Annotated in this window: 20 protein-coding genes and 1 other RNA gene; 9 read left to right on the top strand and 12 right to left on the bottom strand. The window is 56.3% G+C overall.

Features of this window, described 5'->3' with window-relative positions; genetic code table 11:
• The first annotated feature begins 101 nt into the window (after positions 1–101).
• From RZ35_RS14910 to RZ35_RS14900, 3 genes are all read left to right on the top strand, one after another.
• Positions 102–815: a DUF1190 family protein gene (locus RZ35_RS14910; protein ID WP_026744043.1), complete on the top strand. Its 714-nt coding sequence runs from the start codon at positions 102–104 to the stop codon at positions 813–815.
• 12 nt (positions 816–827) lie between these two features.
• Positions 828–1,988 (top strand): glutathionylspermidine synthase family protein, encoded by a 1,161-nt coding sequence (locus RZ35_RS14905; RefSeq protein ID WP_026744042.1) that lies wholly within the window; start codon positions 828–830, stop codon positions 1,986–1,988.
• 225 nt (positions 1,989–2,213) lie between these two features.
• A complete protein-coding gene (locus RZ35_RS14900) occupies positions 2,214–2,768 on the top strand; it encodes a tetratricopeptide repeat protein (protein WP_026744041.1) in 555 nt (184 codons plus the stop codon).
• 72 nt (positions 2,769–2,840) lie between these two features.
• Here the strand turns inward: RZ35_RS14900 and ygiD are convergent, their stop codons facing one another.
• The 3 genes from ygiD to rsmI all read right to left on the bottom strand — a co-directional run bounded on the left by ygiD (position 2,841) and on the right by rsmI (position 5,115).
• A complete protein-coding gene (gene ygiD / locus RZ35_RS14895) occupies positions 2,841–3,623 on the bottom strand; it encodes a 4,5-DOPA-extradiol-dioxygenase (protein WP_026744040.1) in 783 nt (260 codons plus the stop codon).
• 200 nt (positions 3,624–3,823) lie between these two features.
• Positions 3,824–4,202, bottom strand: an RNA gene (gene rnpB / locus RZ35_RS16975) — RNase P RNA component class A.
• Positions 4,203–4,248: 46 nt separating this feature from the next.
• Positions 4,249–5,115: a 16S rRNA (cytidine(1402)-2'-O)-methyltransferase gene (gene rsmI / locus RZ35_RS14890; protein WP_026744039.1), complete on the bottom strand. Its 867-nt coding sequence runs from the start codon at positions 5,113–5,115 to the stop codon at positions 4,249–4,251.
• A 60-nt stretch (positions 5,116–5,175) separates the two neighbouring features.
• On the opposite strand from rsmI, the gene RZ35_RS14885 reads away from it, so the two are divergent.
• From RZ35_RS14885 to dolP, 4 genes are all read left to right on the top strand, one after another.
• Complete coding sequence (locus tag RZ35_RS14885) at positions 5,176–7,218, top strand: penicillin-binding protein activator (RefSeq protein WP_026744038.1); 2,043 nt, start codon at positions 5,176–5,178, stop codon at positions 7,216–7,218.
• The gene (locus RZ35_RS14880; RefSeq protein WP_235195129.1) at positions 7,215–7,571 is read left to right on the top strand and encodes a YraN family protein; all 357 of its coding nucleotides are present in this window, start codon (positions 7,215–7,217) and stop codon (positions 7,569–7,571) included. Before RZ35_RS14885 ends, RZ35_RS14880 begins: the two co-directional genes overlap by 4 nt.
• Before the next feature lie 39 nt (positions 7,572–7,610).
• Positions 7,611–8,201 carry a DnaA initiator-associating protein DiaA gene (gene diaA / locus RZ35_RS14875; RefSeq protein WP_026740721.1) on the top strand — a complete coding sequence of 197 codons (591 nt, stop codon included), beginning with the start codon at positions 7,611–7,613 and terminating at the stop codon, positions 8,199–8,201.
• Positions 8,202–8,211: 10 nt separating this feature from the next.
• Complete coding sequence (gene dolP, locus RZ35_RS14870; RefSeq protein WP_026744036.1) at positions 8,212–8,787, top strand: division/outer membrane stress-associated lipid-binding lipoprotein; 576 nt, start codon at positions 8,212–8,214, stop codon at positions 8,785–8,787.
• Between the two features lie 299 nt (positions 8,788–9,086).
• On the opposite strand, the gene mtgA is transcribed toward dolP, so the two are convergent.
• The 4 genes from mtgA to RZ35_RS14850 all read right to left on the bottom strand — a co-directional run bounded on the left by mtgA (position 9,087) and on the right by RZ35_RS14850 (position 14,069).
• The gene (mtgA, locus tag RZ35_RS14865; RefSeq protein WP_026744035.1) at positions 9,087–9,821 is read right to left on the bottom strand and encodes a monofunctional biosynthetic peptidoglycan transglycosylase; all 735 of its coding nucleotides are present in this window, start codon (positions 9,819–9,821) and stop codon (positions 9,087–9,089) included.
• On the bottom strand, positions 9,818–10,471 hold the full coding sequence (gene elbB, locus RZ35_RS14860; RefSeq protein WP_026744034.1) for an isoprenoid biosynthesis glyoxalase ElbB: 654 nt from the start codon (positions 10,469–10,471) through the stop codon (positions 9,818–9,820). Before elbB ends, mtgA begins: the two co-directional genes overlap by 4 nt.
• Before the next feature lie 230 nt (positions 10,472–10,701).
• Entirely contained in the window at positions 10,702–13,047 is a 2,346-nt protein-coding gene (gene arcB / locus RZ35_RS14855; RefSeq protein WP_026744033.1) for an aerobic respiration two-component sensor histidine kinase ArcB, read from the bottom strand.
• 92 nt (positions 13,048–13,139) lie between these two features.
• The gene (locus tag RZ35_RS14850) at positions 13,140–14,069 is read right to left on the bottom strand and encodes a TIGR01212 family radical SAM protein (protein WP_026744032.1); all 930 of its coding nucleotides are present in this window, start codon (positions 14,067–14,069) and stop codon (positions 13,140–13,142) included.
• Between the two features lie 682 nt (positions 14,070–14,751).
• Between RZ35_RS14850 and gltB the strand changes: the two genes are divergently transcribed.
• Complete coding sequence (gene gltB / locus RZ35_RS14845) at positions 14,752–19,215, top strand: glutamate synthase large subunit (RefSeq protein ID WP_026744031.1); 4,464 nt, start codon at positions 14,752–14,754, stop codon at positions 19,213–19,215.
• Between the two features lie 9 nt (positions 19,216–19,224).
• Positions 19,225–20,643, top strand: a complete 1,419-nt coding sequence (locus tag RZ35_RS14840; RefSeq protein ID WP_026744030.1) for a glutamate synthase small subunit — start codon at positions 19,225–19,227, stop codon at positions 20,641–20,643.
• A 61-nt stretch (positions 20,644–20,704) separates the two neighbouring features.
• Here RZ35_RS14840 and RZ35_RS14835 read toward each other — a convergent pair whose 3' ends face one another.
• The 5 genes from RZ35_RS14835 to rplM all read right to left on the bottom strand — a co-directional run bounded on the left by RZ35_RS14835 (position 20,705) and on the right by rplM (position 23,582).
• Positions 20,705–21,112: a GFA family protein gene (locus RZ35_RS14835; RefSeq protein WP_026744029.1), complete on the bottom strand. Its 408-nt coding sequence runs from the start codon at positions 21,110–21,112 to the stop codon at positions 20,705–20,707.
• A 159-nt stretch (positions 21,113–21,271) separates the two neighbouring features.
• Positions 21,272–21,772 (bottom strand): ClpXP protease specificity-enhancing factor, encoded by a 501-nt coding sequence (gene sspB / locus RZ35_RS14830; protein ID WP_026744028.1) that lies wholly within the window; start codon positions 21,770–21,772, stop codon positions 21,272–21,274.
• Between the two features lie 5 nt (positions 21,773–21,777).
• The gene (sspA, locus tag RZ35_RS14825) at positions 21,778–22,419 is read right to left on the bottom strand and encodes a stringent starvation protein SspA (protein ID WP_026744027.1); all 642 of its coding nucleotides are present in this window, start codon (positions 22,417–22,419) and stop codon (positions 21,778–21,780) included.
• Positions 22,420–22,745: 326 nt separating this feature from the next.
• Entirely contained in the window at positions 22,746–23,138 is a 393-nt protein-coding gene (rpsI, locus tag RZ35_RS14820; protein ID WP_026744026.1) for a 30S ribosomal protein S9, read from the bottom strand.
• A gap of 15 nt (positions 23,139–23,153) precedes the next feature.
• Positions 23,154–23,582: a 50S ribosomal protein L13 gene (rplM, locus tag RZ35_RS14815; protein ID WP_026744025.1), complete on the bottom strand. Its 429-nt coding sequence runs from the start codon at positions 23,580–23,582 to the stop codon at positions 23,154–23,156.
• Positions 23,583–23,584 lie beyond the last annotated feature (2 nt).

Raw genomic sequence — 23,584 nt, 5'->3', positions numbered from 1 at the left:
CCACCTCGGCCTGGCTTTTAAAAGTCAAGCTGTTCACCTATTCTACAAACCTTTATTGCTATGTTGGGCAAGATGCCCTCTCCTCAGGAAGACGCCACACAATGAAAAGAACACGCAACATCAACTACGACCGCTTCCGTAAAAGTTGGCGTCGCTTTCCTCTGGCGCCGCTGACGCTGGCCATGGGTTCCGTATTCATGCTAGCCGGCTGCGAAAAGACGGATGAAACCGTTTCGCTCTATCAAAACGCGGACGACTGTACTCGCGCTAACCCGTCCATGAAAGACCAGTGCACCACAACCTATAACAACGCACTGAAAGAAGCCGAGAAGACCGCGCCGAAGTATCGGAGTCAGGAAGATTGCGCCGCTGAATTCGGCGAAGCGCAGTGTATGCAGACGCCCGCGACCACCGCTTCGAACCAAAACGCACCGGCCCAGGCCGGTATGACGGCGCAGCCGCACGAAAGCGGCAGCTTCTGGATGCCGTTAATGGCGGGCTATATGATGGGTCGCATGATGGGCGGCGGCGGATATGCCCAGCAGCCGCTGTTCAGTCCACGTTCGGCGGCCAGCCCGGCTAACGGTCAGTTCGTCGATGCGAGCGGCAAAAGCTATGGCAGCGCCACAAGCGGCCGCACGATCACCGTACCGAAAACCGCGATGACGCCGAAACCCGCGACCACCACCACGACAATGCGCGGCGGCTTTGGCGAGTCCATCGCCAGACAGCAACAGCAGCTTAGAAAAGGGAAAGACAGCACTTCTTCACGCTCTGGTTCAACCTACCGCAGCCACAGTTCAATGGGTGGGTAAGGCGCTGACACAATGAAGAGAATAGCGATAGCGGAACGCCCTGACTGGCGTGAAAAAGCCGCCGAGTTCGGCTTCAATTTCCACACGATGTATGACGAACCTTACTGGTGCGAAGAAGCTTACTATCAGTTCACGCTGGCGCAGATCGAAGAGCTGGAGTCAACGACGGAAGAGCTGAATCAAATGTGTCTACAGGTGGTGGAGAATGTCGTCAACAGCGAAGCGCTGTTGACCCAGTTTCGTATCCCCAAACACACCTGGGATTTTGTGCGTGAATCGTGGAAAAGCCAACAGCCCGCGCTGTATTCCCGATTGGATCTGGCCTACGACGGCGTCAATCCGGCGAAGCTGCTGGAAAACAACGCCGACACGCCCACCTCGCTCTACGAAGCGGCGTTCTTCCAGTGGGGATGGCTGGAAGATCAGATCAACGCCGGAAAACTGCCGCAGAATGCCGACCAGTACAACAGCATTCAGGAACAGCTGATCGAACGCTTCGCCGCGCTGCGTCAGCAGCATGGCTTCGGCCTGCTGCACTTCACCTGCTGTCAGGACACCGAGGAAGATCGCGGCACCGTCCGATATCTGCAGGATTGCGCTGAGGAAGCGGGCATCGCGACGGATTTTCTGTATATCGACGAAATCGGTCTGGGCGAACGCGGCCAGTTTACCGATCCTCAGGATCAGGTGATTAGCAATTTGTTCAAGCTCTATCCGTGGGAATTCATGCTGCGGGAAACGTTTTCCACCAAGCTGGCCGACGCGGGCGTACGCTGGCTGGAGCCAGGCTGGAAAAGCATTATCTCCAACAAGGCGCTGCTGCCTCTGCTTTGGCAGATGTTCCCCAACCATCCGAACCTGCTTCCCGCTTACTTCGCGGAAGATGCGCATCCGGCGATGGAAAATTACGTCGTCAAACCGCTGTTTTCTCGTGAAGGCGCGAATATCGAGATTGTCCAGAACGGTCATAAAATCGCCTCTGCCGACGGTCCTTACGGCGAAGAGGGGAAAATCGTGCAGCAATACCATCCGCTGCCGAAATTCGGCGACAGCTACACGCTGATAGGCAGTTGGCTGGTCGGCGACAAAGCCTGCGGCATCGGTTTACGAGAAGATACCTCATTAATTACACAGGACTTATCGCGTTTTTATCCGCACTCTATTCTGGATTAACGCTCCCGCAGACGGCGGCACACCCCGTCGTCTGCGCCTTCTCTTTTCTTCCTTATTGGTCCTGTTCTCAGCAAGAAAATCATTTTCGCCCTTTTATTCGCGCTTTGAAAACGTCTCCGTTTGGTTAAATATTTCATCTAGCCGCAGTAGCAATCATTGATGACCAGATTCATCACGATGAGGGCTGTTTTGATTTTTTGATGGACTTGAACACAAGGGACGAACATGAAAAAAACGCTAGTGATGGCACTCCTGGTCGGTCTTCATACGGCTGCTTACGCACAAAACGAACCCGCCGCGCAAGACTCGACGCCCCACTCTTTGGCACAGGAAATCACGCAGGAAGAACAACGGCTCAACACGTTGAGGGACAAGGCGGAGAACGGCAGCGCAGAAGACCGACATCAGCTCACCGATCAGCTGCTTCGCAGTAACTGGCCGCCCTATCGGGCGGAAGGTATTAAATGGTTGAAGCAGGAAGCTGACGCCAACGACGTGCATGCGCAATTCCGACTGGCCAAGATTTACCTTGGCAGAATGCCAAATGAAAACGATCCGGAAAGTGGACTGATTTACCTGAAAAAGTCGGCTGAAGCCGGTTTTGCTCCCGCTCAACTGCTGATGTCTGTCATATTGAGCAAACACCCGCAGTTGCCGAGAGATTTTGAACAGGCCAAGCAGTGGGCGGAAAAAGCCTTAAACAACCCGGACGCCACGCCGCAGTTGAAAGAGGGCGCAGATAACATGATCGCCTTTATTGACGGAAATAAGGCCCCTTGAGGCGGCCTAGCGCGGCGAAAGCGCGCACAACAGCCCGTCGTCAACGCGGCGGCTCTCCTGCGTGAGTCCTGATCAACCAACCTGCACCGAAAGCATGCTGAGAGAGCCCATTTCGATACCGTCGATCAGTATTGACACCGGCTCTTTACCCTGTCGACATCCCAAGACATATAACAGCGGCAGGAAGTGATCCGGGGACGGGTTAGCGAGCGCCGCCTCCGGGTGCTGCATGAAATCCACCAGCGGATGGTTGTCGCCGCGATAAGTCAGATGATCTCGGACAAACTGGTTAAAGGCGCTAGCCCAAGGATACGGCGCCGCTTCGCCCTCTCTCTTCACCTGACGCAGGTTGTGGACGACGTTGCCGCTGGCGACCATCATCACCCCCTGATCGCGCAGCGTGGACAGACGCTGCCCCAGTTGATAGTGATAATCCGCCGGTTGCGTACCATCGACGCTCAACTGCACCACCGGAATATCCGCCTGCGGGAACGCCTTGATTAAGACCCCCCAACTGCCATGATCCAGCCCCCAATCGCGTTCGTCGAGATGCACCGGCACGGGCGACAACAGCTGCTGAATCTGCCGAGCAAGCGCCGGAGATCCCGGTGCAGGATACTGGGTATCAAACAACGCCTGTGGAAAACCGCCGAAATCATGGATCGTACGCGGCGCGTCCATCGCCGTCACGGCGGTGCCGAGGGTAAACCAATGGGCGGATACCGCCNCTATCGCCTTCGGACGGGGCAACGTTTCACCCAGTTTCCGCCAGGTCTCCGTGTAGATATTGTCTTCCAGCACGTTCATCGGGCTACCATGACCGAGGAAAAATGCGGGCATCCGGGAAACGTTCATAACAGGACCTTTGGTTAGCATCGAAATAGCGTGAGTGCACAGTCGTTACTCTACGCGTCAGATCGTTGGAAAACAGTCGGATAACAATGACCAAAAACGTCAAAAAATTTGAATTGAAGCCGTCACGAGCGAGGCGTTCGAAGGGAAATGGCAGGCATAAAAAAACCGGCGCATTGCATCAGCAACACGCCGGTCGAAAGTGAGGGAGTTGACCGTTAAGCCGGGTTCTGTCGTGGACAGTCATTCCTCTAGGCCAGCAATCGCTCACTGGCTCAAGCAGCCTACCCGGGTTCAGTACGGGCCGTACCATGTGAACCCCTATTTGGCCTTGCTCCGGGTGGAGTTTACCATGCCACGAACTGTTGCCAGCCGCGCGGTGCGCTCTTACCGCACCCTTTCACCCTTACCTGATCCCGCTTGCGCGGGCCATCGGCGGTTTGCTCTCTGTTGCACTTGTCGTGGGCTCGCGCCCCCCAGGCGTTACCTGGCACCCTGCCCTATGGAGCCCGGACTTTCCTCCCCTCCATCTGTCTCCCCCGAAAGGGACGGCAACGAAGCGGCGACTGTCTGGTCAACTCCGGCGCGGATGATAGGGCAAATCGCCGCCCTTGTCATCCCTATTGGCTCACTTTTCCCCGTCTTGCTCCAGCGCATGACGGTACAGGGCGTTCTTTTTCACGCCGTGGATCTCGGCGGCCAGCGCCGCCGCCTTTTTCAGCGGCAGCTCGGCTTGCAGCAACGCCAGCGTTCTCAGCGCTTCCGCGGGCAACGCGCTGTCGTCTCGGTGATATCCTTCAACAATCAGTACCATTTCGCCTTTGCGGCGGTTATCGTCCTCTTCTACCCACGCCAGAAGCTCGGCCACTGGCGCGCCATAAATGGACTCCCAGGTTTTAGTCAGCTCACGCGCCAGCACGACATAACGCTGCGGTCCCAGTACGGCGACCATATCGCGCAGGCTGTCCAACAAGCGATGCGTGGATTCGTAATAAATTAGCGTACGCGGTTCTTCCAGCATCGCCTGCAACGTGTCTTTTCTCGCCTTGGTTTTCGCCGGCAGGAAGCCTTCATAACAGAAACGGTCCGACGCCAGCCCGGCGGCGGACAGCGCGGCAATCGCCGCACACGCGCCCGGCAGCGGCACGACGCGCACGCCGGCTTCGCGGCAAAGCCTTACCACGTGATAACCCGGATCGTTAATCAACGGCGTTCCGGCGTCCGAAACCAGCGCCACGCTCATTCCACTTTGCAAACGGCTCAGTAATTGCTCTGCTTTCTGTTGTTCATTGTGATCGTGCAGTGCGAACAGCCGCGCATTGATCGCGAAATGCTGTAACAATAAACCGGTATGGCGAGTATCCTCTGCCGCAATGAGATCGACGCTCTTCAGAACGTCCAACGCGCGCTGAGTGATGTCTCCCAGGTTGCCGATAGGCGTCGGGACAATGTAAAGGGTGGAGGCAGAAATCTCCGCTTGTTGGTCTTGATTCATTGTTTCATCCGGGTTGCCGATTTAATATTGAGCATCTCTGAATTTATCACTGGATACAGTATGCTTCCCTTAAATTCTGTCCGCCCCCATACAGGCCGAGTCATTCCTGTCATGCTGGCGGCGCTCGTTCTCGCTGGCTGTCCGAGCTTGGCGCCCCAAAGCCCTTCCAACCAGCAAGTAGCCCTCAAGGCTGGCGCCACATCTGATTATTACCTGCAGCAGGTGCAGCAAAGCGGGGATGATAACAAGGCTGACTGGCAATTACTTGCTATTCATGCCCTGATACAGGAAGGCAAGCTGCCTCAGGCCCTCGCGCAGTGGAGCGCCCTGCCCGCTTCGCTCAACGACAGACAACAGCTCGAACAGCGTCTGCTGAACGCAGAACTGGCGGTCGCGCGCAATGATATGAACGCCGCCAACAGCACGTTGTCCCAGCTGGATGTCAAAGCGCTATCCAGCCAGCAACGAGATCGCTACTATCAGGCGTTGATTAGCGCCAATCAGGCTCAGCCATCGCTGACCCTGATCCGCGCTTATATCGCTCAGGAACCGCAGTTACAAGGCGATGCCCATCAGCGCAACATCGATCTGACCTGGTTCGCACTCACTCGCCTCAGCCCACAGACCATCAGCGCCATCGCGATCAACGCCGACGAGAATACCCTGGCGGGTTGGCTCGACCTGCTGACGACCTATCAAAGCCACGTCGCTGCGCCTGCCGAACTGAAAACGGCGATTGCCGACTGGCAAACGCGCTATCCGCGTCATCCGGCCGCGAAAACATTGCCGACGGTATTAACACAGCCGCAGGGCACCGGGCCAAATCTGTCGACCTCCGGCGGTATTGCGTTGCTGTTGCCGCTGAGCGGTCAAGCGCAGGTCTATTCGAAAGCCATTCAGGCCGGTTTCAGCGCAGCACGGGACGGTCAGGCCATACAGAACGCCCCGGTGCAAGCGCCAGCCACCGCCGCCGTTGCCCCAGCGCCGGGAGACGCCGAGACCGCCGCGACGGCGAATCAGGCGCCAACGCCATCGTCGCCGACGCAGGAACCACCGGCTTCCGACGCACCTGTCCCTGCCCCCAACAACGCAGCCGCAGCGCCTGCTCCAGCGTCCGGCAATGTGGCGGTGAAGGTCTACGATACGACCGGACAGCCGTTGACCGACATCATTGCTCAGGCACAAAAAGACGGCGCCACCATGATTGTGGGACCACTGCTGAAAAGCGATGTCGAGCAATTACCAGCGACCCAAACCACGCTGCAGGTGCTGGCGCTGAATCAGCCGGAGCATATCCAGCCTAGCCCCAACATCTGCTATTTTGCCCTGTCGCCGGAAGATGAAGCTCGGGATGCGGCGCAATTTATTCACAGCCAGGGCAAACAGCAGCCGCTGGTCCTGGCACCGCGCGGNGGNCTGGGCGATCGCGTCACGGCCGCTTTCGCCGCCGCCTGGCAGCAACAAGGCGGCGCCACGCCGCTGCAGCAGCGCATCGGTGGCGCCGCCGAGTTGAAACAGGCCATTAATAACGGCGCCGGTATTGCGCTTAACGGACAGCCGATCGTCACCGAGTCAACGTCACCTCAGCCACCCTCAGGCACCACTATCGGCGGCCTGAATATTCCGGCGCAGGTGCCGCCTNCCCCAGCGGAGACTAGCGCGGGCGGCGTAGACGCGGTCTATATCATCGCCACACCCGACGAACTATCGTTAATCAAACCCATGATCGACTTGCGCAACAAATCACGCGTACGCGCCGCGCTTTATGCCAGTTCGCGCAGCTACCAGGCAGGTCTGGGACCTGATTTCCGTCTGGAAATGGAAGGGCTGCAGTTTAGCGATATTCCGCTGCTGACGGGCGCGAATCCGTCGCTGATGCAGCAGACGACGGCACAGTTCCGCAACGACTACTCGCTGGTGCGCCTCTTCGCCATGGGAATGGATGCCTGGACGCTGGCGAACAACTTCTCCTCATTACGTCAACAGCCGGGCTATCATCTGGAGGGTTCAACGGGGCAACTGAGCGCCACGCCGGATTGCGTCGTGAACCGCAAACTCACTTGGCTGCAGTTCCGCCAGGGACAGCTGGTGCCGGCATCCTGAAGACCCGAGAAACCGGCAACGATTACGAACGACAGGCTCGGCGCTATCTTGAGCGCGCCGGCCTGACGTTTGTTGCGGGCAACGTGGCGCTACGCGGCGGCGAGCTGGATTTGATAATGCGCGACGGTCCGATATGGGTTTTCGTCGAAGNGCGCTACCGTCGCAACGCGGACTTTGGCGGTGCAGCCGCCAGCGTAACCCGGCGCAAACAGCAGAGGTTACTGCAGGCGGCCGCCGTGTGGTTATCGCGTCAAGGCGGCGGCTTCGAACATACCGACTGTCGTTTCGACGTACTGGCCATCACCGGCGACCAGCTGGAGTGGTTGCCGAACGCGTTCGGCAATCAGGAATAATTGGTTAATTCCGAAAACAAAAGAATAGGTTACCCAAACGTGCTGGATAGAATTAAAGTCTGTTTTACCGAGAGCATCCAAACCCAGATCGCCGCGGCAGAAGCTTTGCCGGATGCGATCTCGCGGGCAGCCGTCGCGATGGTGCAATCTTTGCTGAATGGCAACAAGATCCTGAGTTGCGGGAACGGCACTTCCGCCGCCAACGCCCAGCATTTTGCCGCCAACATGATTAACCGCTTCGAGACGGAGCGTCCCAGCTTGCCCGCTATTGCGCTGAATGCCGACAACGTGGTGCTGACGGCGATTTCGAACGACCGGTTGCATGAGGAGATTTATGCGAAACAGGTTCGGGCCTTGGGACAAACGGGGGATATCCTCTTGGCGATATCCACGCATGGAAACAGCCGCGACATTGTCAAAGCGGTAGAAGCCGCCGTGACCCGTGACATGACTATCGTTGCGTTAACCGGCTACGATGGCGGCGAACTTGCGGGCCTGCTGGGACAACAGGATGTGGAAATCCGCATCCCATCGCACCGCAGCGCTCGCATTCAGGAAATGCACATGTTGACGGTAAATTGCTTGTGCGATCTGATAGACAACACGCTCTTCCCACACCAGAACGATTAAGGAGTACCTCATGAGGATATATTCTTGCATTGCCGTGCTGTCTGCCGCTCTGCTGCTACAAGGTTGTATCGGCGCGGTCGCTATCGGCAGCGCAGCCGTCGCGACCAAAACCGCGACCGATCCCCGTACGGTAGGGACTCAGGTTGATGATGGTACGTTAGAAATGCGCGTATCCAATACATTGGCAAAAGACCAGCAGTTAAGTAAGGAAGCCCGCATCATCGCGACGGTGTACCAGGGCAAAGTCCTGTTGACCGGTCAGTCGCCGAATACAGAGCTGTCCAGCCGAGCCAAGCAGATTGCGCTGGGCGTGGAAGGGACGACGGAGGTGTATAACGAAATCCGCCAGGGGACGCCGATTAGCCTGGGCACCGCGTCAATGGATACCTGGATCACCACCAAAGTGCGCTCTCAGTTGCTGGCCAGCGATCAGGTCAAGTCTTCTAACGTCAAAGTGACCACGGAAAACAGCGAGGTCTTTCTGTTAGGTCTGGTGACTCGCCGCGAGGGAGCCGCCGCTGCGGAAATCGCCAGCAAAGTCAGCGGCGTCAAACACGTCACCACGGCATTTACCTATCTCGAATAACCCTCCGCTCTTCCAAGCTGCCTGACCCGCCTCAGCGGCGGGCTCAGGCCCTTACAGCCCCNCCTGGCGACTCACGCCGTGGCGTACTTCTCTTTACACCCGCCAAATATGCCCCGCATACCCTTTTTATGCTCCGACGCATCGCCTGGAAACACCGTTAAACAACAGAACATCATGCTGGATTTGCGAATACATTAGCTTGGCTATTGTTTTTTTTGGCTCTCTCAACGCCTTCTATTCTGTGAGGAAAGACAAACGCCTTCCCTGGTGCCTGTTTTTTACAAAACAGACCCGTAGCATTATCGTAACTTGTTGTTTTTGAGGAAGGCATCCCCGCCCATCTGGCGCATTTGTCGCAGTATCCATTGCTGACGACGGATCACGTAACCTGATGGACGATCGACGCGAAACCGGATTGGGTTAGGCAGCACGGCGGCCAAAAGCGCTGCCTCGCTGGCGGTTAAGCGACTGACAGACTTGTGGAAAAAATGCCGAGAAGCAGCTTCAACGCCAAAAATCCCAGGACCAAACTCCGCGATATTCAGGTAAACGGTCAGAATCCGACGCTTGGTCCACGCCAGCTCCATCACCGTCGTCAGGCCGGCCTCAAGTCCTTTGCGCACCCAACTGCGCCCGTCCCACAACAGCAAATTCTTGACCGTTTGCTGAGACAGCGTGGAAGCGCCGCGAATGCGTCCTTCATTTTCCTCGTTATGTCGCAAAGCGGCATCGATCGCATCGAGGTCGAATCCCCAATGTTGTGGAAACTTTTGGTCTTCCGCCGCGATCACGGCCAGCGGCATGACATAGGCTATCTCATCCATCGAAACCCAGTCAGAATGCGCGACATAAGAAAAGTCACCGCGCAGCCATGCGCTAATCTGACGATCGATCATTACCGCGGAAAAGGGTACCGGCAGGAATGCAAACAGCGTAATAGCCAGTAACCAGCTCCCCAACACGATGACAATGACTCGGACGATCGCGCGTTTGATGCCACCGACGAATAGGCTTAGGACTCGGCCTGATTTCATTCAGTCAATTCCAAAACATGGGCAACCAGTTTCTCAATCCCCAGAGCCACCTCGCCGATGGAATTCGCCAGCATGTAGGCCGGCGTCGTCACCACCTTGTGTTCGGCATCCACGACAATGTCGTCAACCGGACAAGTCACATGCATTCCTCCCATCGCTTCGATGGCTTCAGCTGTATCAATATCGTTACCAATTGTAAGCCTGACAGGAAGACCAAGCAGTCTCGGCAACATGGCCGGGGAGATGCAAATAAAGCCAATTGGTTTACTTTTCTTATAAATTTCCTGGGTGAGTATTTTTAATTCTTCGTCGACCTGACACTCGCTTCCACGGGTCGCAAAATCACTTAAATTTTTCGCTGCGCCGAAACCACCAGGAACAATCAGCGCATCGAGCTGTTCCGCGTCAGCCGCGGAAAGAGGCTGGATTTTTCCACGTGCGATCCGTGCTGATTCCGCAAGGACATTACGCTTTTCGTCAGTCACTTGGCCGCTAAGATGATTGACGACATGCAGCTGATCTTTGTCCGGCGCAAAGCAGATGGCTTCAGCTCCAGCACGGTCGATTGCAAGTAGAGTCAAAACCGCTTCGTGGATTTCTGAACCATCATAAACACCACATCCGCTGAGTACGNCACCGACTTTTTTCATCATTAAGTCCTCATTTCATTACATCAACTAATTGATTTTTTAATTGACAAACACTAATCTACATCACACATTTTAAGGATACTCGTAACGAGCAACGACGTTTTGTTATGTTGTCAGTTACGTGAAATGTACTTACCGCACTTGCGAGCTAACAAACCTGAAATCAATTGCAGGTGTACCAGTTTCCCTGGTGTTGGCGCATAATTCGCGCACCCCGGCTTCGGTCGGGGTCATTTTTTTTCAGCCTGATCGACCCNCGCTTTCAACACCTCAACGTCATGACGCCAATCTTGTTTCAATTCGTCAATCCACTCATGCACATTGTCCCACCATGCAGGCAACGTCGTTGTTTGAATCTGTTGAGCCACCTGCTGCAAATGCCGTAACCCGACGGAACCCGCAGCGCCTTTGATTTTGTGACCTTCCTCTGCGATGCCCTTCTGGTCGCGCGCCGTCATGTTGGACTCCAGCACCGCCAGGTAACCCGGCATCATTTGCTCGAACATCTCCAGGCTTTGGCGAATCAATGAGGGGCCGACCAGATCCAGATACTGCTGCAACATGGCGACATCCAGCATCGATTCGGCCGCAGAGGCATCGACAGCTCCATCGGCGACAGCCTCCGGCTCGCTATTTTCGGGCGTATCCCAATACTGTTTGATGATCGCCGTGAGCGCGGGAACCGCCAGCGGTTTGCTCAGCACATCGTCCATGCCCGCATCCAGATAGTCTTTTTTGTCCTTCAGTACGTTGGCGGTTAGCGCCACGAGCGGCGGCAACGTCTGCTGTCCGTAGCGGGCGCGCAGCNCGCGGGCCACATCCAATCCGGTCATGTCCGGCAGTTGGATATCCAGCAGCACCAGATCGAACTCGTCGGGGTCGAACATCGCCAACGCTTCCTGACCGGTCATCGCCACTTCAACGCTACTGCCCAGCTTTTCCAGCACCGAGCGCGCGACGACCACGTTCAGTTCGATATCTTCCACCAGCATGACATGCAATGCAGGCAGCGGCAGTGTTTCATCGCCGTTCTCATTCGTTTTCGCCTCTTCCACCATCGGCGCGGACACCGTCAGCGTGAAGCAGGAGCCTTCGCCCAATTTGCTGGCGACCTGAATATCACCGCCCATGTTTTGCGCGAGCCGTTTGGAAACGGCCAGACCAATGCCGGTTCCGGTAGCCGGTTTACCGCCGTTCTTATCCTTCACCTGGTAATACATGGAAAAGATTTTTTCGAGCTCCTCATCCGGAATACCCATGCCTGAATCCGCGACCTCGAAACGCAAAACATTACGCTGATCGTGCCCGACGCGGATCACCACCTTACCGCTTTGGGTAAATTTCACGGCGTTGCTCAGCAGGTTCCAAAGAATCTGCCGCAAACGTGTGCCATCGGTGATGATGCTTTTCGGCAGCGGCTGCTCAAGGACCACGTCCAACTGCAAGCCTTTGGGTTCGGCCAGAAGGCCGCCCAGATTTTCCAGGTCGGCGACGAATCCAATGAAATCCACCGGCTGATTATCCAGCTGAACTTTACGCCGCTCCTGCTTGTCCATTTCAATCACGTCGTTGAAGATATTGCCGAGGGTGATGGCGCTGACGTGAATAGTTTTGAGGTATTTTCGCTGCTCCGCATCCAGATGGGTGTCGAGCAGAATGCGGCTGAGACCGACAATGCCGTTAAGCGGCGTACGAAGCTCGTGGCTGATCGTTGAGATGAAGGTCGTCTTCTCCCTGCTGGCCTTCTCTAACGCGTCCTGGTAACGCTTGCGCTCGGTTATATCGCGGCCAAAACCCATCAGCCCATGTCGCTTGCCCTGTCGGTCGTAAAACGGCACCTTGCGCAACTCGAAACAGGATTTGCGACCGTCCGGATACACCAGCCACTGTTCGTAGGTCAGGGACACGTTGTGGCGAAACACCTTTTCGTCCGTCTCGACGACTTTGGCCGCGATATCCTGCGGATAAACGTCGAAGGGCGTCAGGCCGATCATTTGTTTCTGGCTCTTGCCCAACAGCAGTTCCATCGCGCGGTTGCAGCCGGAAAACGCCTTATTTTCATTGCGGTAGTAAACCAGATCCGGCGACGCATCAAGGAAGGAGCGCAACAGCGCCGACTGCTGCTCCAGTTCCACCTGCGCCTGTTCGCGCCGCGCCATTTCTTCGCGCAGTTTGCTGAGCATCTCAAGGCGCGACTTTTCAGCCTTGATTCGGTCGGTGATTTCCTGATTAAGCTGAGCAATGTTGTTCTGCAGTTTGGCGTTCAGCTCCTGATCGCGATGTCGCATCACCTCTAATTTGGCCACCAAACGCGACAGGCGCTGTCGAGACTCTTCAAGCTGCTCGACCACTACCGACAGGAAATAAACTGCCCAAGGCGTGATTAGAAGGCCAAAAAAGATGGAACGCACCACATCGATGCGTTCGACCTGACCGCTGAGCAGCAGGGTCACCGCCATCTGGACCACCAGCGCCAACAGCACCAGCACGGAAGCGAGCAGAATGGAAAAGCGAACCAGCCCAAGTCTCACCATTAAATCAACGTAATACTGGGCTAATAGCCGGATTTGCTTCATAGAATTTTTCCTTCATCGAGATCCCGCAAATCATACCGTAAAAGTCATGATGCGCGGGAAATGAGCAGAGGATTTAAGAACGAGGTATAACGTCAGGCGGGAACAAAACAAAAGGCGTCGCCCAGAGCGGAACCCTGAACGCCATACTGCGACAGATAGCGGTCGATCTCCACCATAGCGGTCCAGCGATTTTCGCACCACAGGGGCGCCAGCAGGGTCGGACGACGGGCGCTGGCGGAGATCCGGTGGAAGACCACGTCCGCGGGCGNATGGCGAATCATTTCACCAGCCGTTTTCACATATTGCGCCAGCGGGAGTTCCGGCAATCGTCCCGCACGCCAGGCTTTGCCCATGATGCTGCCGTCAACGATATGCAGCGGATGCAGCTTCAAACCGTCTACCCCACCGTCGACGACTCGGCGCANCGTCGACAGGCAGGCNCTCTCGTCCTCTCCCGGCAGGCCGACGATCAGGTGTGTGCACACTTTAAGACCGCGTTCTCTGGCGCGGCGCGTTGTCTGCTGGTAACAGTCAAAAGTGTGGCCGCGGTTGATACGGTGTAATGTCTTGTCGTTGGCCGTTTGCAGTCCCAACTCCAGCCAAACCTCATAACCCTGCTGGCGATACTCTGACAGCAGATCCAGCACGGCGTCCGGCACGCAGTCAGGCCGGGTGCCCACGCACAGGCCCACCATATCGGCCTGTGTCAGCGCTTCGCGATACATGGCTGCCAGAACCTGCACTTCGGCATACGTGCTGGTATAGGCCTGGAAATAGGCCAAATAACGCTTGGCGCGGTTGACTTTACCGGCCTGGGCGGACAGCTGTTCGGCGATACTGCGCTGCTGCATCTGTTCGTCGGCGAACGAAGCCACATGGCAAAACGTGCAACCTCCCCGACCTAATGTGCCGTCGCGATTTGGGCAACTAAAGCCGCCATGCAGAGTCAACTTGTGAATTTTCTCGCCATAGCGACGCTGAAGATCGCCGCCAAACATATTGATTAATCTTTGTAATTGCATATTCTGNCTTTCCTCCTCCGCGGGAGGTGCAGCCTACCTTTTCCTCACTCAGCCTGCGATGACGCCGATCAAGTCCGCCCCCGCCCAACTTGAATAATTATTCTTTTTTAGTGCAAATAAAGTCATAAATAGACTAATTAATTTTGCTAATAACCTGCTCGCGTCGCATTAGAAGTTGACCAGAGATAAAAAAACAGTGACATGAGTTAAAAAACGGAAAACTACCAGAATAAGATGCCATTAAGTCGAGATAACGCAGCACGTCGGGACAGAAATCCGGCTTTCTTGTAGTGATACAACTCACATTTCATCTGCGTCTCGCGTAGATACCCTGTCTTCTTTTTGTTGGTAAAACCCTTACTTATCATAATCATAAGTAAACATTATCCCTGAAATACCGATTTGTGTAGGGGATTTGACCTGAACTGGGTTTCTCGCTAATTTGGGAAATGGCTGGAAGCTTTCCTGACGAGACTACGACTCGTCATATTTATGCAGTAACAAGAAGACTCCCTCATCAAGCAAGTCATCACCCCTTGTGAGACCGTCACGAGAGTCCGGAAACAGAGAGCGACATTTTCCGCTGAGATATTCACTCTCAGTGAGGGGTCGCTCGCGGTAAAGTCGCCTGCATTGGACTGGCGATGAGGCAGTCATACAGAGCCTGGGGAGGTTCATTCATATGTTGTACGATGCATCCCAAGAAAAAGACAACTGTGGCTTCGGACTCATCGCCCATATAGAAGGCGAGCCAAGCCACAAGGTCGTGCGTACCGCCATTCACGCACTGGCCCGTATGCAACACCGTGGCGCGATCCTCGCCGACGGCAAGACAGGCGACGGCTGCGGCTTATTACTTCAGAAGCCCGATCGTTTCTTCCGCCTGGTCGCGGAAGAGCGCGGCTGGCGGCTGGCGAAAAATTACTCCGTCGGCATGATGTTCCTCAGCCAGGACGAAGCTGTCGCCAAAGCGACCCGCCGAATTGTGGAAGAAGAGCTGCAGAACGAGACGCTGTCCGTTCTGGGCTGGCGCGAAGTGCCGACCAATCCGGATGTTCTGGGCGAAATCGCCCTCTCCTCCCTGCCGCGTATCGAACAGATTTTTGTTAACGCCCCTGCCGGCTGGCGCCAGCGCGATATGGAGCGACGCCTGTTCATGGCTCGCCGCCGCATTGAAAAACGCGTGCAGGATAAAGATTTCTACGTGTGCAGCTTCTCCAATCTGGTGACGATCTATAAAGGTCTGTGCATGCCGGCGGATCTGCCGCGCTTCTATCTGGACCTCGCCGACCTTCGTCTGGAATCGGCTATTTGCCTGTTCCATCAGCGTTTTTCGACCAATACCGTGCCGCGCTGGCCGCTGGCGCAGCCATTCCGTTATCTGGCCCACAACGGCGAAATCAACACGATCGCCGGCAACCGCCAGTGGGCTCGCGCACGTGCTTACAAATTCAAAACGCCGCTGATCCCGGATCTGCGCGATGCGGCGCCGTTCGTCAATGAAACCGGCTCGGACTCAAGCTCGCTCGACAATATGCTGGAGTTGTTCCTCGCCGGCGGTATGGACATCGTGCGCGCCATGCGCCTGCTGGTGCCNCCCGCCTGGCAGAATAACCCAGACATGGACCCTGAGCTGCGCGCGTTCTTCGACTTCAACTCCATGCATATGGAACCGTGGGACGGTCCGGCTGGCGTCGTATTGTCTGACGGCCGCTACGCCGCCTGTAACCTTGATCGCAACGGGCTACGCCCAGCGCGTTACGTCATCACCACCGACAAGCTGATTACCTGTGCTTCCGAGGTCGGGATCTGGGACTACCAGCCGGATGAAGTGGNGGAAAAAGGCCGCGTCGGTCCCGGCGAACTCATGGTTATCGACACGCAGGAAGGACGCATCCTTCACTCTGGCGAAACCGACAACGACCTGAAAAGCCGCCATCCCTACAAAGAGTGGATGGAGAGGAACGTCAAACGTCTGGTGCCGTTCGAAGAGATGCCGGACGATCAGGTCGGACAACGCGATCTGGACGACGTGCAGCTTGAGGCCTATCAGAAGCAGTTTGGCTACAGCAACGAAGAGCTGGACCAAATCCTGCGCGTGCTCGGCGAGAACGGCCAGGAAGCCACCGGCTCGATGGGCGACGATACGCCGTTTGCGGTGCTCTCCAGTCGTCCACGTATCGTCTATGACTATTTCCGACAGCAGTTCGCGCAGGTCACCAACCCGCCGATCGACCCGCTGCGGGAAGCGCACGTGATGTCGCTCGCCACCTGCATTGGACGTGAAATGAACGTCTTCAGCGAAGCGGAAGGACAGGCCTATCGTCTTACCTTCAAATCGCCGATTCTGCTCTACTCCGATTTTAATCAGCTGATCCATCAGGATCAGGAGCACTACCGCGCCGACCAGATTGATCTCACGTTCGATCCTCAGCGGCAGACGCTGCAGGAAACGATAGGGAAACTGTGCGACGAAGCGGAAAGCAAAGTCCGCGACGGCACGGTGCTACTGGTGCTGACCGACCGCGCGATCGCCAAAGATCGCCTGCCGGTGCCCGCTCCTATGGCGGTGGGAGCCATTCATAGCCGTCTGGTCGAACAGAGCCTGCGCTGTGACGCCAACATCATTGTTGAAACCGCGAGCGCCCGCGACCCGCACCATTTCGCCGTGTTACTCGGTTTCGGCGCGACCGCGATTTATCCCTATCTGGCTTACGAAACGCTATCGCGCATGGTGGACAACCGCACTATCGATAAAGCGCACCGCGCCGTCATGCTGAACTACCGCAACGGCATCAACAAAGGCCTGTACAAGATCATGTCCAAAATGGGCATCTCCAGCGTGGCTTCCTACCGTTGCTCACGGCTGTTCGAAGCGGTCGGCCTGCATGAGGACATCACTCGCAGCTGCTTCCCCGGCGTGGTGAGCCGCATCGGCGGCGCCAACTTCAGCGACTTCGAGCAAGATCTGCGAAATCTGGCTAAACGCGCCTGGCTGAAACGGCAACCGCTCGAACATGGCGGCCTGCTGAAATTCGTCTATAACGGCGAATACCACGCCTATAACCCGGACGTCGTGAAAACGCTGCAAACGGCAGTCCAGAGCGGCGAATACGACGACTATCAGCGCTACGCCAAACTGGTCAACGAACGCCCGGCGGCGACGCTGCGCGACCTGCTGGCGCTGAAGCCGCAGGAGAAAAGTACGGCTATCGCTCTCGATCAGGTAGAACCTGCGTCGGAGCTGTTCAAACGCTTCGACACCGCCGCCATGTCCATCGGCGCGCTCAGTCCGGAAGCGCNCGAGTCGCTGGCAGAGGCCATGAATACGCTGGGCGGCTACTCCAACTCCGGCGAAGGCGGCGAAGATCCGGCGCGTTATCGCACCAACAAGGTTTCGCGCATCAAACAGGTGGCCTCGGGCCGCTTCGGCGTTACTCCGGCCTATCTGGTCAACGCCGACGTGATTCAGATTAAGGTGGCTCAGGGCGCAAAACCGGGCGAAGGCGGCCAGTTGCCGGGCGACAAGGTGACGCCGTACATCGCCAGATTGCGTTATTCCGTCCCCGGCGTGACGCTGATTTCGCCGCCGCCGCATCATGACATCTACTCCATCGAAGATCTGGCGCAGTTGATTTTCGACCTGAAGCAAATCAATCCGACAGCGATGATTTCGGTGAAGCTGGTTTCCGAACCCGGCGTGGGCACCATCGCCACCGGCGTCGCGAAAGCCTATGCCGACCTGATCACCATCGCCGGCTATGACGGCGGCACCGGCGCCAGCCCGCTGACCTCAGTAAAATATGCGGGCTGTCCGTGGGAACTGGGTCTGGTCGAAACGCAGCAGGCGCTGGTCGCAAACGGTTTGCGTCACAAAATCCGCCTGCAGGTGGATGGCGGACTCAAAACCGGGCTGGATATCATCAAGGCCGCCATTCTGGGGGCGGAAAGCTTTGGCTTTGGCACCGGACCGATGGTGGCGCTCGGCTGTAAATATCTGCGTATCTGCCACCTGAACAACTGCGCCACCGGCGTGGCCACTCAGGACGACAAGCTCCGCCGCGATCACTATCACGGTCTGCCGGAACGCGTGATCAACTATTTCCATTTCATCGCGCGGGAAACTCGTGAGCTGATGGCCGAGCTGGGCATCAGCCAGTTGGTGGACCTGATTGGCCGCACCGACCTGCTGACGGAGCTGGACGGGTTTACCGCCAAGCAGAATAAACTGGATCTGGCGCCGCTGTTAGAGACAGCAACACCGCATCCCGGCAAGGCGCTGTACTGCACCGAGACCAACCCGCCGTTCGACAAAGGGGTGTTGAATAAAGCCCTGCACGAACAGGCCCAGCCCTACATCGAAGCCAAACAGAGCAAGACGCTTTACTTCGACATTCGCANCACCGACCGTGCCGTCGGCGCGACACTCTCCGGCGCTATCGCTGAAAAATACGGCGATCAGGGACTGGCAAGCGATCCGATCAAAGCCTATTTCACCGGCACCGCAGGTCAGAGCTTTGGCGTCTGGAACGCCGGTGGTGTAGAGCTGACGCTGACCGGCGACGCCAACGACTATGTCGGTAAAGGCATGGCGGGAGGCATGATTGCCATACGCCCGCCCGTCGGCTCCGCCTTCCGTAGCCACGACGCCAGCATCATCGGCAATACCTGCCTCTACGGCGCCACCGGAGGCAAGCTGTTTGCCGCCGGGCGCGCAGGGGAACGCTTCGCCGTGCGTAACTCCGGCGCCATCACGGTGGTGGAAGGCATTGGCGACAACGGCTGTGAATATATGACCGGCGGCATCGTCTGTATTCTGGGGCGCACCGGCGTGAATTTCGGCGCCGGGATGACCGGCGGCTTCGCCTACGTGCTGGATGAAGACGGTGAGTTCCGTAAGCGCGTCAACCCGGAGCTGGTCGAAGTCCTGGATGTCGATAGCCTGGCGATCCACGAAGAACATCTGCGCGGCATGATTACCGAACATGTTCAGCACACCGGCTCCTCACGCGGCGAAGAAATCCTCGCCAACTGGCCGGTATGGGCGGCGAAGTTTGCACTGGTGAAACCAAAGTCCAGTGATGTGCAGGCGCTGTTGGGTCATCGTAGTCGTTCCGCAGCCGAGCTGCGGGTTCTGGCGCAGTAAGAGGTCATCATGAGTCAAAACGTTTATCAATTTATCGACTTACAGCGCGTAGATCCGCCGAAGAAACCGCTGAAAGTCCGGAAAATTGAGTTTATTGAAATTTACGAGCCATTTTCAGAAAGTCAGTCCAAAGCCCAGGCAGACCGTTGTCTGTCCTGCGGCAACCCTTACTGCGAATGGAAGTGCCCGGTGCATAACTACATTCCCAACTGGCTTAAGCTTGCCAATGAGGGACGTATTATCGAAGCCGCCGAGCTTTCTCACCGGACCAACAGCCTGCCTGAGGTCTGCGGGCGCGTTTGTCCGCAGGATCGCCTGTGTGAAGGTTCCTGCACGCTGAACGATGAGTTCGGCGCGGTCACAATCGGCAACATCGAGCGCTACATCAACGATAAAGCCATCGAGATGGGCTGGAAACCGGATATGTCCGGCGTTCAGGGCACCGGCAAGAACGTGGCGATTATCGGCGCGGGTCCAGCCGGTCTGGCCTGTGCAGACGTCTTGGCCCGCAACGGCGTTAAAGCCCATGTCTACGACCGTCATCCGGAGATCGGCGGCCTGCTGACATTTGGTATTCCCGCCTTCAAGTTGGAAAAAAGCGTGATGACCAAACGCCGCGAAATTTTCTCCGGCATGGGCATTGAGTTCCATTTGAATACCGAAGTGGGCAAAGACATACAGCTGACCGACCTGCTAGCCCACCACGACGCCGTTTTCCTCGGCGTGGGTACCTATCAGTCCATGCGCGGGGGGCTGGAGAACGAGGATGCGCCGGGGGTATACGACGCGCTACCGTTCCTGATCGCCAACACCAAACAGCTGATGGGTTTCGAAACGGCCGCGCCGGAAGCCTATGTCTCGATGGAGGGCAAACGCGTCATCGTACTAGGCGGGGGCGATACGGCGATGGACTGTGTGCGAACTTCTATCCGTCAGGGCGCGACGCATGTGACGTGCGCCTATCGTCGTGACGAAGAGAACATGCCGGGTTCGCGCCGTGAGGTGAAGAATGCGCGTGAAGAAGGCGTTGAGTTCCGGTTCAATCTGCAGCCGATAAGCATCGAAATCAACGACGCGGGCAAGGTCTGCGGCGTGCGCATGGCGCGCACCGAATTGGGTGCGCCGGATGTCAACGGGCGTCGCCGACCGGAGATCGTTGCGGGATCGGAGCACATTTTGGAGGCCGACGCGGTCATCACGGCATTCGGTTTTCGTCCGCACAGAATGGCGTGGCTGACCGATCACGATGTAGCCTTGGATGATCAGGGACGTATTGTCGCTCCGGAAGAGAACGACAGCGCTTTCCAGACCAGCAACCCGAAAATCTTCGCCGGCGGAGATGCGGTTCGCGGCTCGGACCTGGTCGTGACCGCCATTGCTGAAGGCCGCAAGGCCGCAGACGGGATCCTGAACTATCTCGACGTGTGATTAGCAATCTTTAATAGCGCAAGGGCGGCCATTGGGCCGCCCTTTTTACTGGCCAGCCAGGCTAACCCTGAGATTGGTACGAATCCAAAATATCTTGCTCCGTCATTTCCGGCGTTTGCTGGGTAAAGGCATAAAAGCACGGCTTTTTGTCGATATAGATTTGCGACACCATGCGGGTGTTCTCATCGCTGCCGAACAGTCCTACCGGCACGAAATAGGTCACCGGCGTCAGCTGCTTGTAAAACAAGTGCGAGCCGCACTGACGGCAAAATGCGCGCTCCGCCCACGCTGAAGACCGGAAATAAGCAACAAAGTCTTTGCCGTCGATAACAAGATCATCTTTGCAGTCGATTGACATCAGCGGACCACCGCTCCAGGTCTGGCACATACTGCAGTGGCAAACGGAAACGTCATGGGTATCACATTCAGTAGACAGCGTGACCGCACCGCATAAACAATGCCCTTCCATTTCCTTTCTCCTATAAAGATCGGTTTCAGGACATCAGTTTGTCTCTATATTTTTATATAGACAATGCTGAGGGGACGTGGAGATGAAATCGGGAAAGCAATATCGAAAGGATTTGTGGATATAAAAAAGGGCACCAGAGTCGTGCCCTTTTGTACTGAGTTACTTCACCACCCGCAGCGCAGGACGCCCGCCGCGAGGCGGCGAAGGGGGTTCGTCGTCCGGCGTTTCATTGCCGGAAGGGGGCGTGGCAACATCGTCGACCGTGCGTAACGACGGCTTGTGCGGCTCATCATCCTGCTCCAGCGCGTCATCGGGGATTTCACCGGCTTCATAGGCGGGTTCAGGCTCAAACATGGTGCCAGCGCCGTTTTCACGGGCGTAGATCGCCATGACCGCCGCCATCGGAACCATCACCTGGCGAGGCACACCACCGAAACGAGCGTTAAAGCGTACAAGATCGTCAGCCAATTCGAGATTGCCCACGGCAAGCGGCGCAATGTTGAGCACTATCTGTCCATCGCGGGCGAACTCCATCGGCACCTGCACGCCGGGCAAAGAAACATCCACCACCAGATGCGGCGTAAGCTGGTTATCAAGTAACCAGTCATAGAAAGCGCGTAACAAGTACGGTCGGCGCGGTGATAGCTGAGACAGAGCCATGTATCTTAACCTCGGGTCTGTAACCGGATTTCACGCTCGGCTTCGGTCAGAGAAGCCAGGAAAGCGTCGCGTTCAAAGACGCGCGTCATGTAACCTTTCAGCTCCTTAGAACCCGCTCCGCTCAGCTCGATGCCCAGCAACGGCAAACGCCACAACAGCGGTGCCAGGTAGCAATCCACCAGGCTGAACTCTTCGCTCATGAAATAAGGCGTTTCATTGAATACCGGCGCAATGGCCAGCAACTCTTCACGCAGTTGTTTACGTGCTGCGTCGGCCTGCGCCGCCGTACCAGTGGAGATGGTTTTCAACAGCGAATACCAGTCCTGCTCGATGCGATGCATCATCAGACGGCTGTTGCCGCGTGCGACTGGATAGACCGGCATTAATGGCGGATGCGGGAAACGCTCATCCAGATATTCCATGATGATGCGGGATTCATACAGCGTCAGTTCACGATCCACCAACGTCGGGACAGAACCGTAGGGATTGAGGTCAATGAGATCCTGCGGCAGATTATCCGCATCTACCTGTTCGATCTCGACACTCACTCCTTTTTCCGCCAGCACTATACGTACCTGATGGCTGAAAATATCGGACGGGCCGGAAAACAGCGTCATTACCGAACGTTTGTTGGCAGCGACAGCCATGAAAACCTCCAAGTTTATCGAGAAAATACGGCATAGAACCGATCGAATATTATCCTGCAGGCCTTGCCGCGTTTGAACTTCTTACTGGGGTAAGAAACCGCTGACGACAGCTGTCGTTTTATCAAAACTTACTAGCTGGCAAACAGGTACAAAACCGGCGATTAGTGTATCAGATTTTGTGCGTTTTGGGGGGATATAAGCGCCAATTCATTGTTAACCGTAAGGAATTAAAGACAATTTTTTAGACGCACGGAGAAACAGGCAAAAAAAACCCGGTGACGAGCACCGGGTTTCTGACGCTGATTTCGCTGCAAAGCAGCCGGAAATTAACGTTTGGAGAACTGAGGACGACGACGTGCTTTACGCAGACCGACTTTCTTACGTTCAACCTGACGAGCATCACGCGTAACGAAGCNAGCTTTACGCAGCTCAGAACGCAGAGACTCATCATATTCCATCAGTGCACGGGTGATACCGTGACGGATTGCACCAGCCTGACCGGAAATACCACCACCTTTAACGGTGATGTACAGATCCAGTTTGCCAACCATGTCGACCAGTTCCAGCGGCTGACGAACTACCATACGGGCAGTTTCACGACCGAAGTACTGATCCAGGCTGCGCTGGTTGATAACGATGTTGCCACTGCCCGGTTTGATGAACACGCGAGCGGCGGAGCTTTTGCGGCGACCAGTGCCGTAGTATTGATTTTCAGCCATTGCCTATAATCCCGATTAAATGTCCAGAACTTGCGGTTGCTGTGCCGCGTGATTGTGCTCGTTACCCGCGTAANCTTTCAGTTTACGGTACATAGCACGACCCAGCGGGCCCTTCGGCAGCATGCCTTTAACCGCGATTTCAATCACACGCTCAGGACGGCGGGCAATCATCTCTTCAAAGGTCGCCTGTTTGATACCGCCGATGTGGCCGGTGTGGTGGTAGTACACTTTGTCAGAACGTTTGTTGCCGGTAACAGCAACTTTTTCAGCGTTCAGGACGATGATGTAATCACCAGTATCAACGTGCGGAGTGTATTCCGCTTTATGCTTGCCGCGCAGACGACGAGCCAGTTCAGTAGCGAGACGGCCCAAAGTCTTACCGCTCGCATCAACAACGTACCAGTCGCGTTTTACGGTTTCTGGTTTAGCTGTAAAAGTTTTCATTA

It is taken from the genome of Lonsdalea quercina subsp. quercina, assembly GCF_000688655.1.
Classification (GTDB): domain Bacteria; phylum Pseudomonadota; class Gammaproteobacteria; order Enterobacterales; family Enterobacteriaceae; genus Lonsdalea; species Lonsdalea quercina.
Note: the sequence above shows the minus strand (reverse complement) of the source record. Positions and strands in the feature narration are given on the sequence as shown.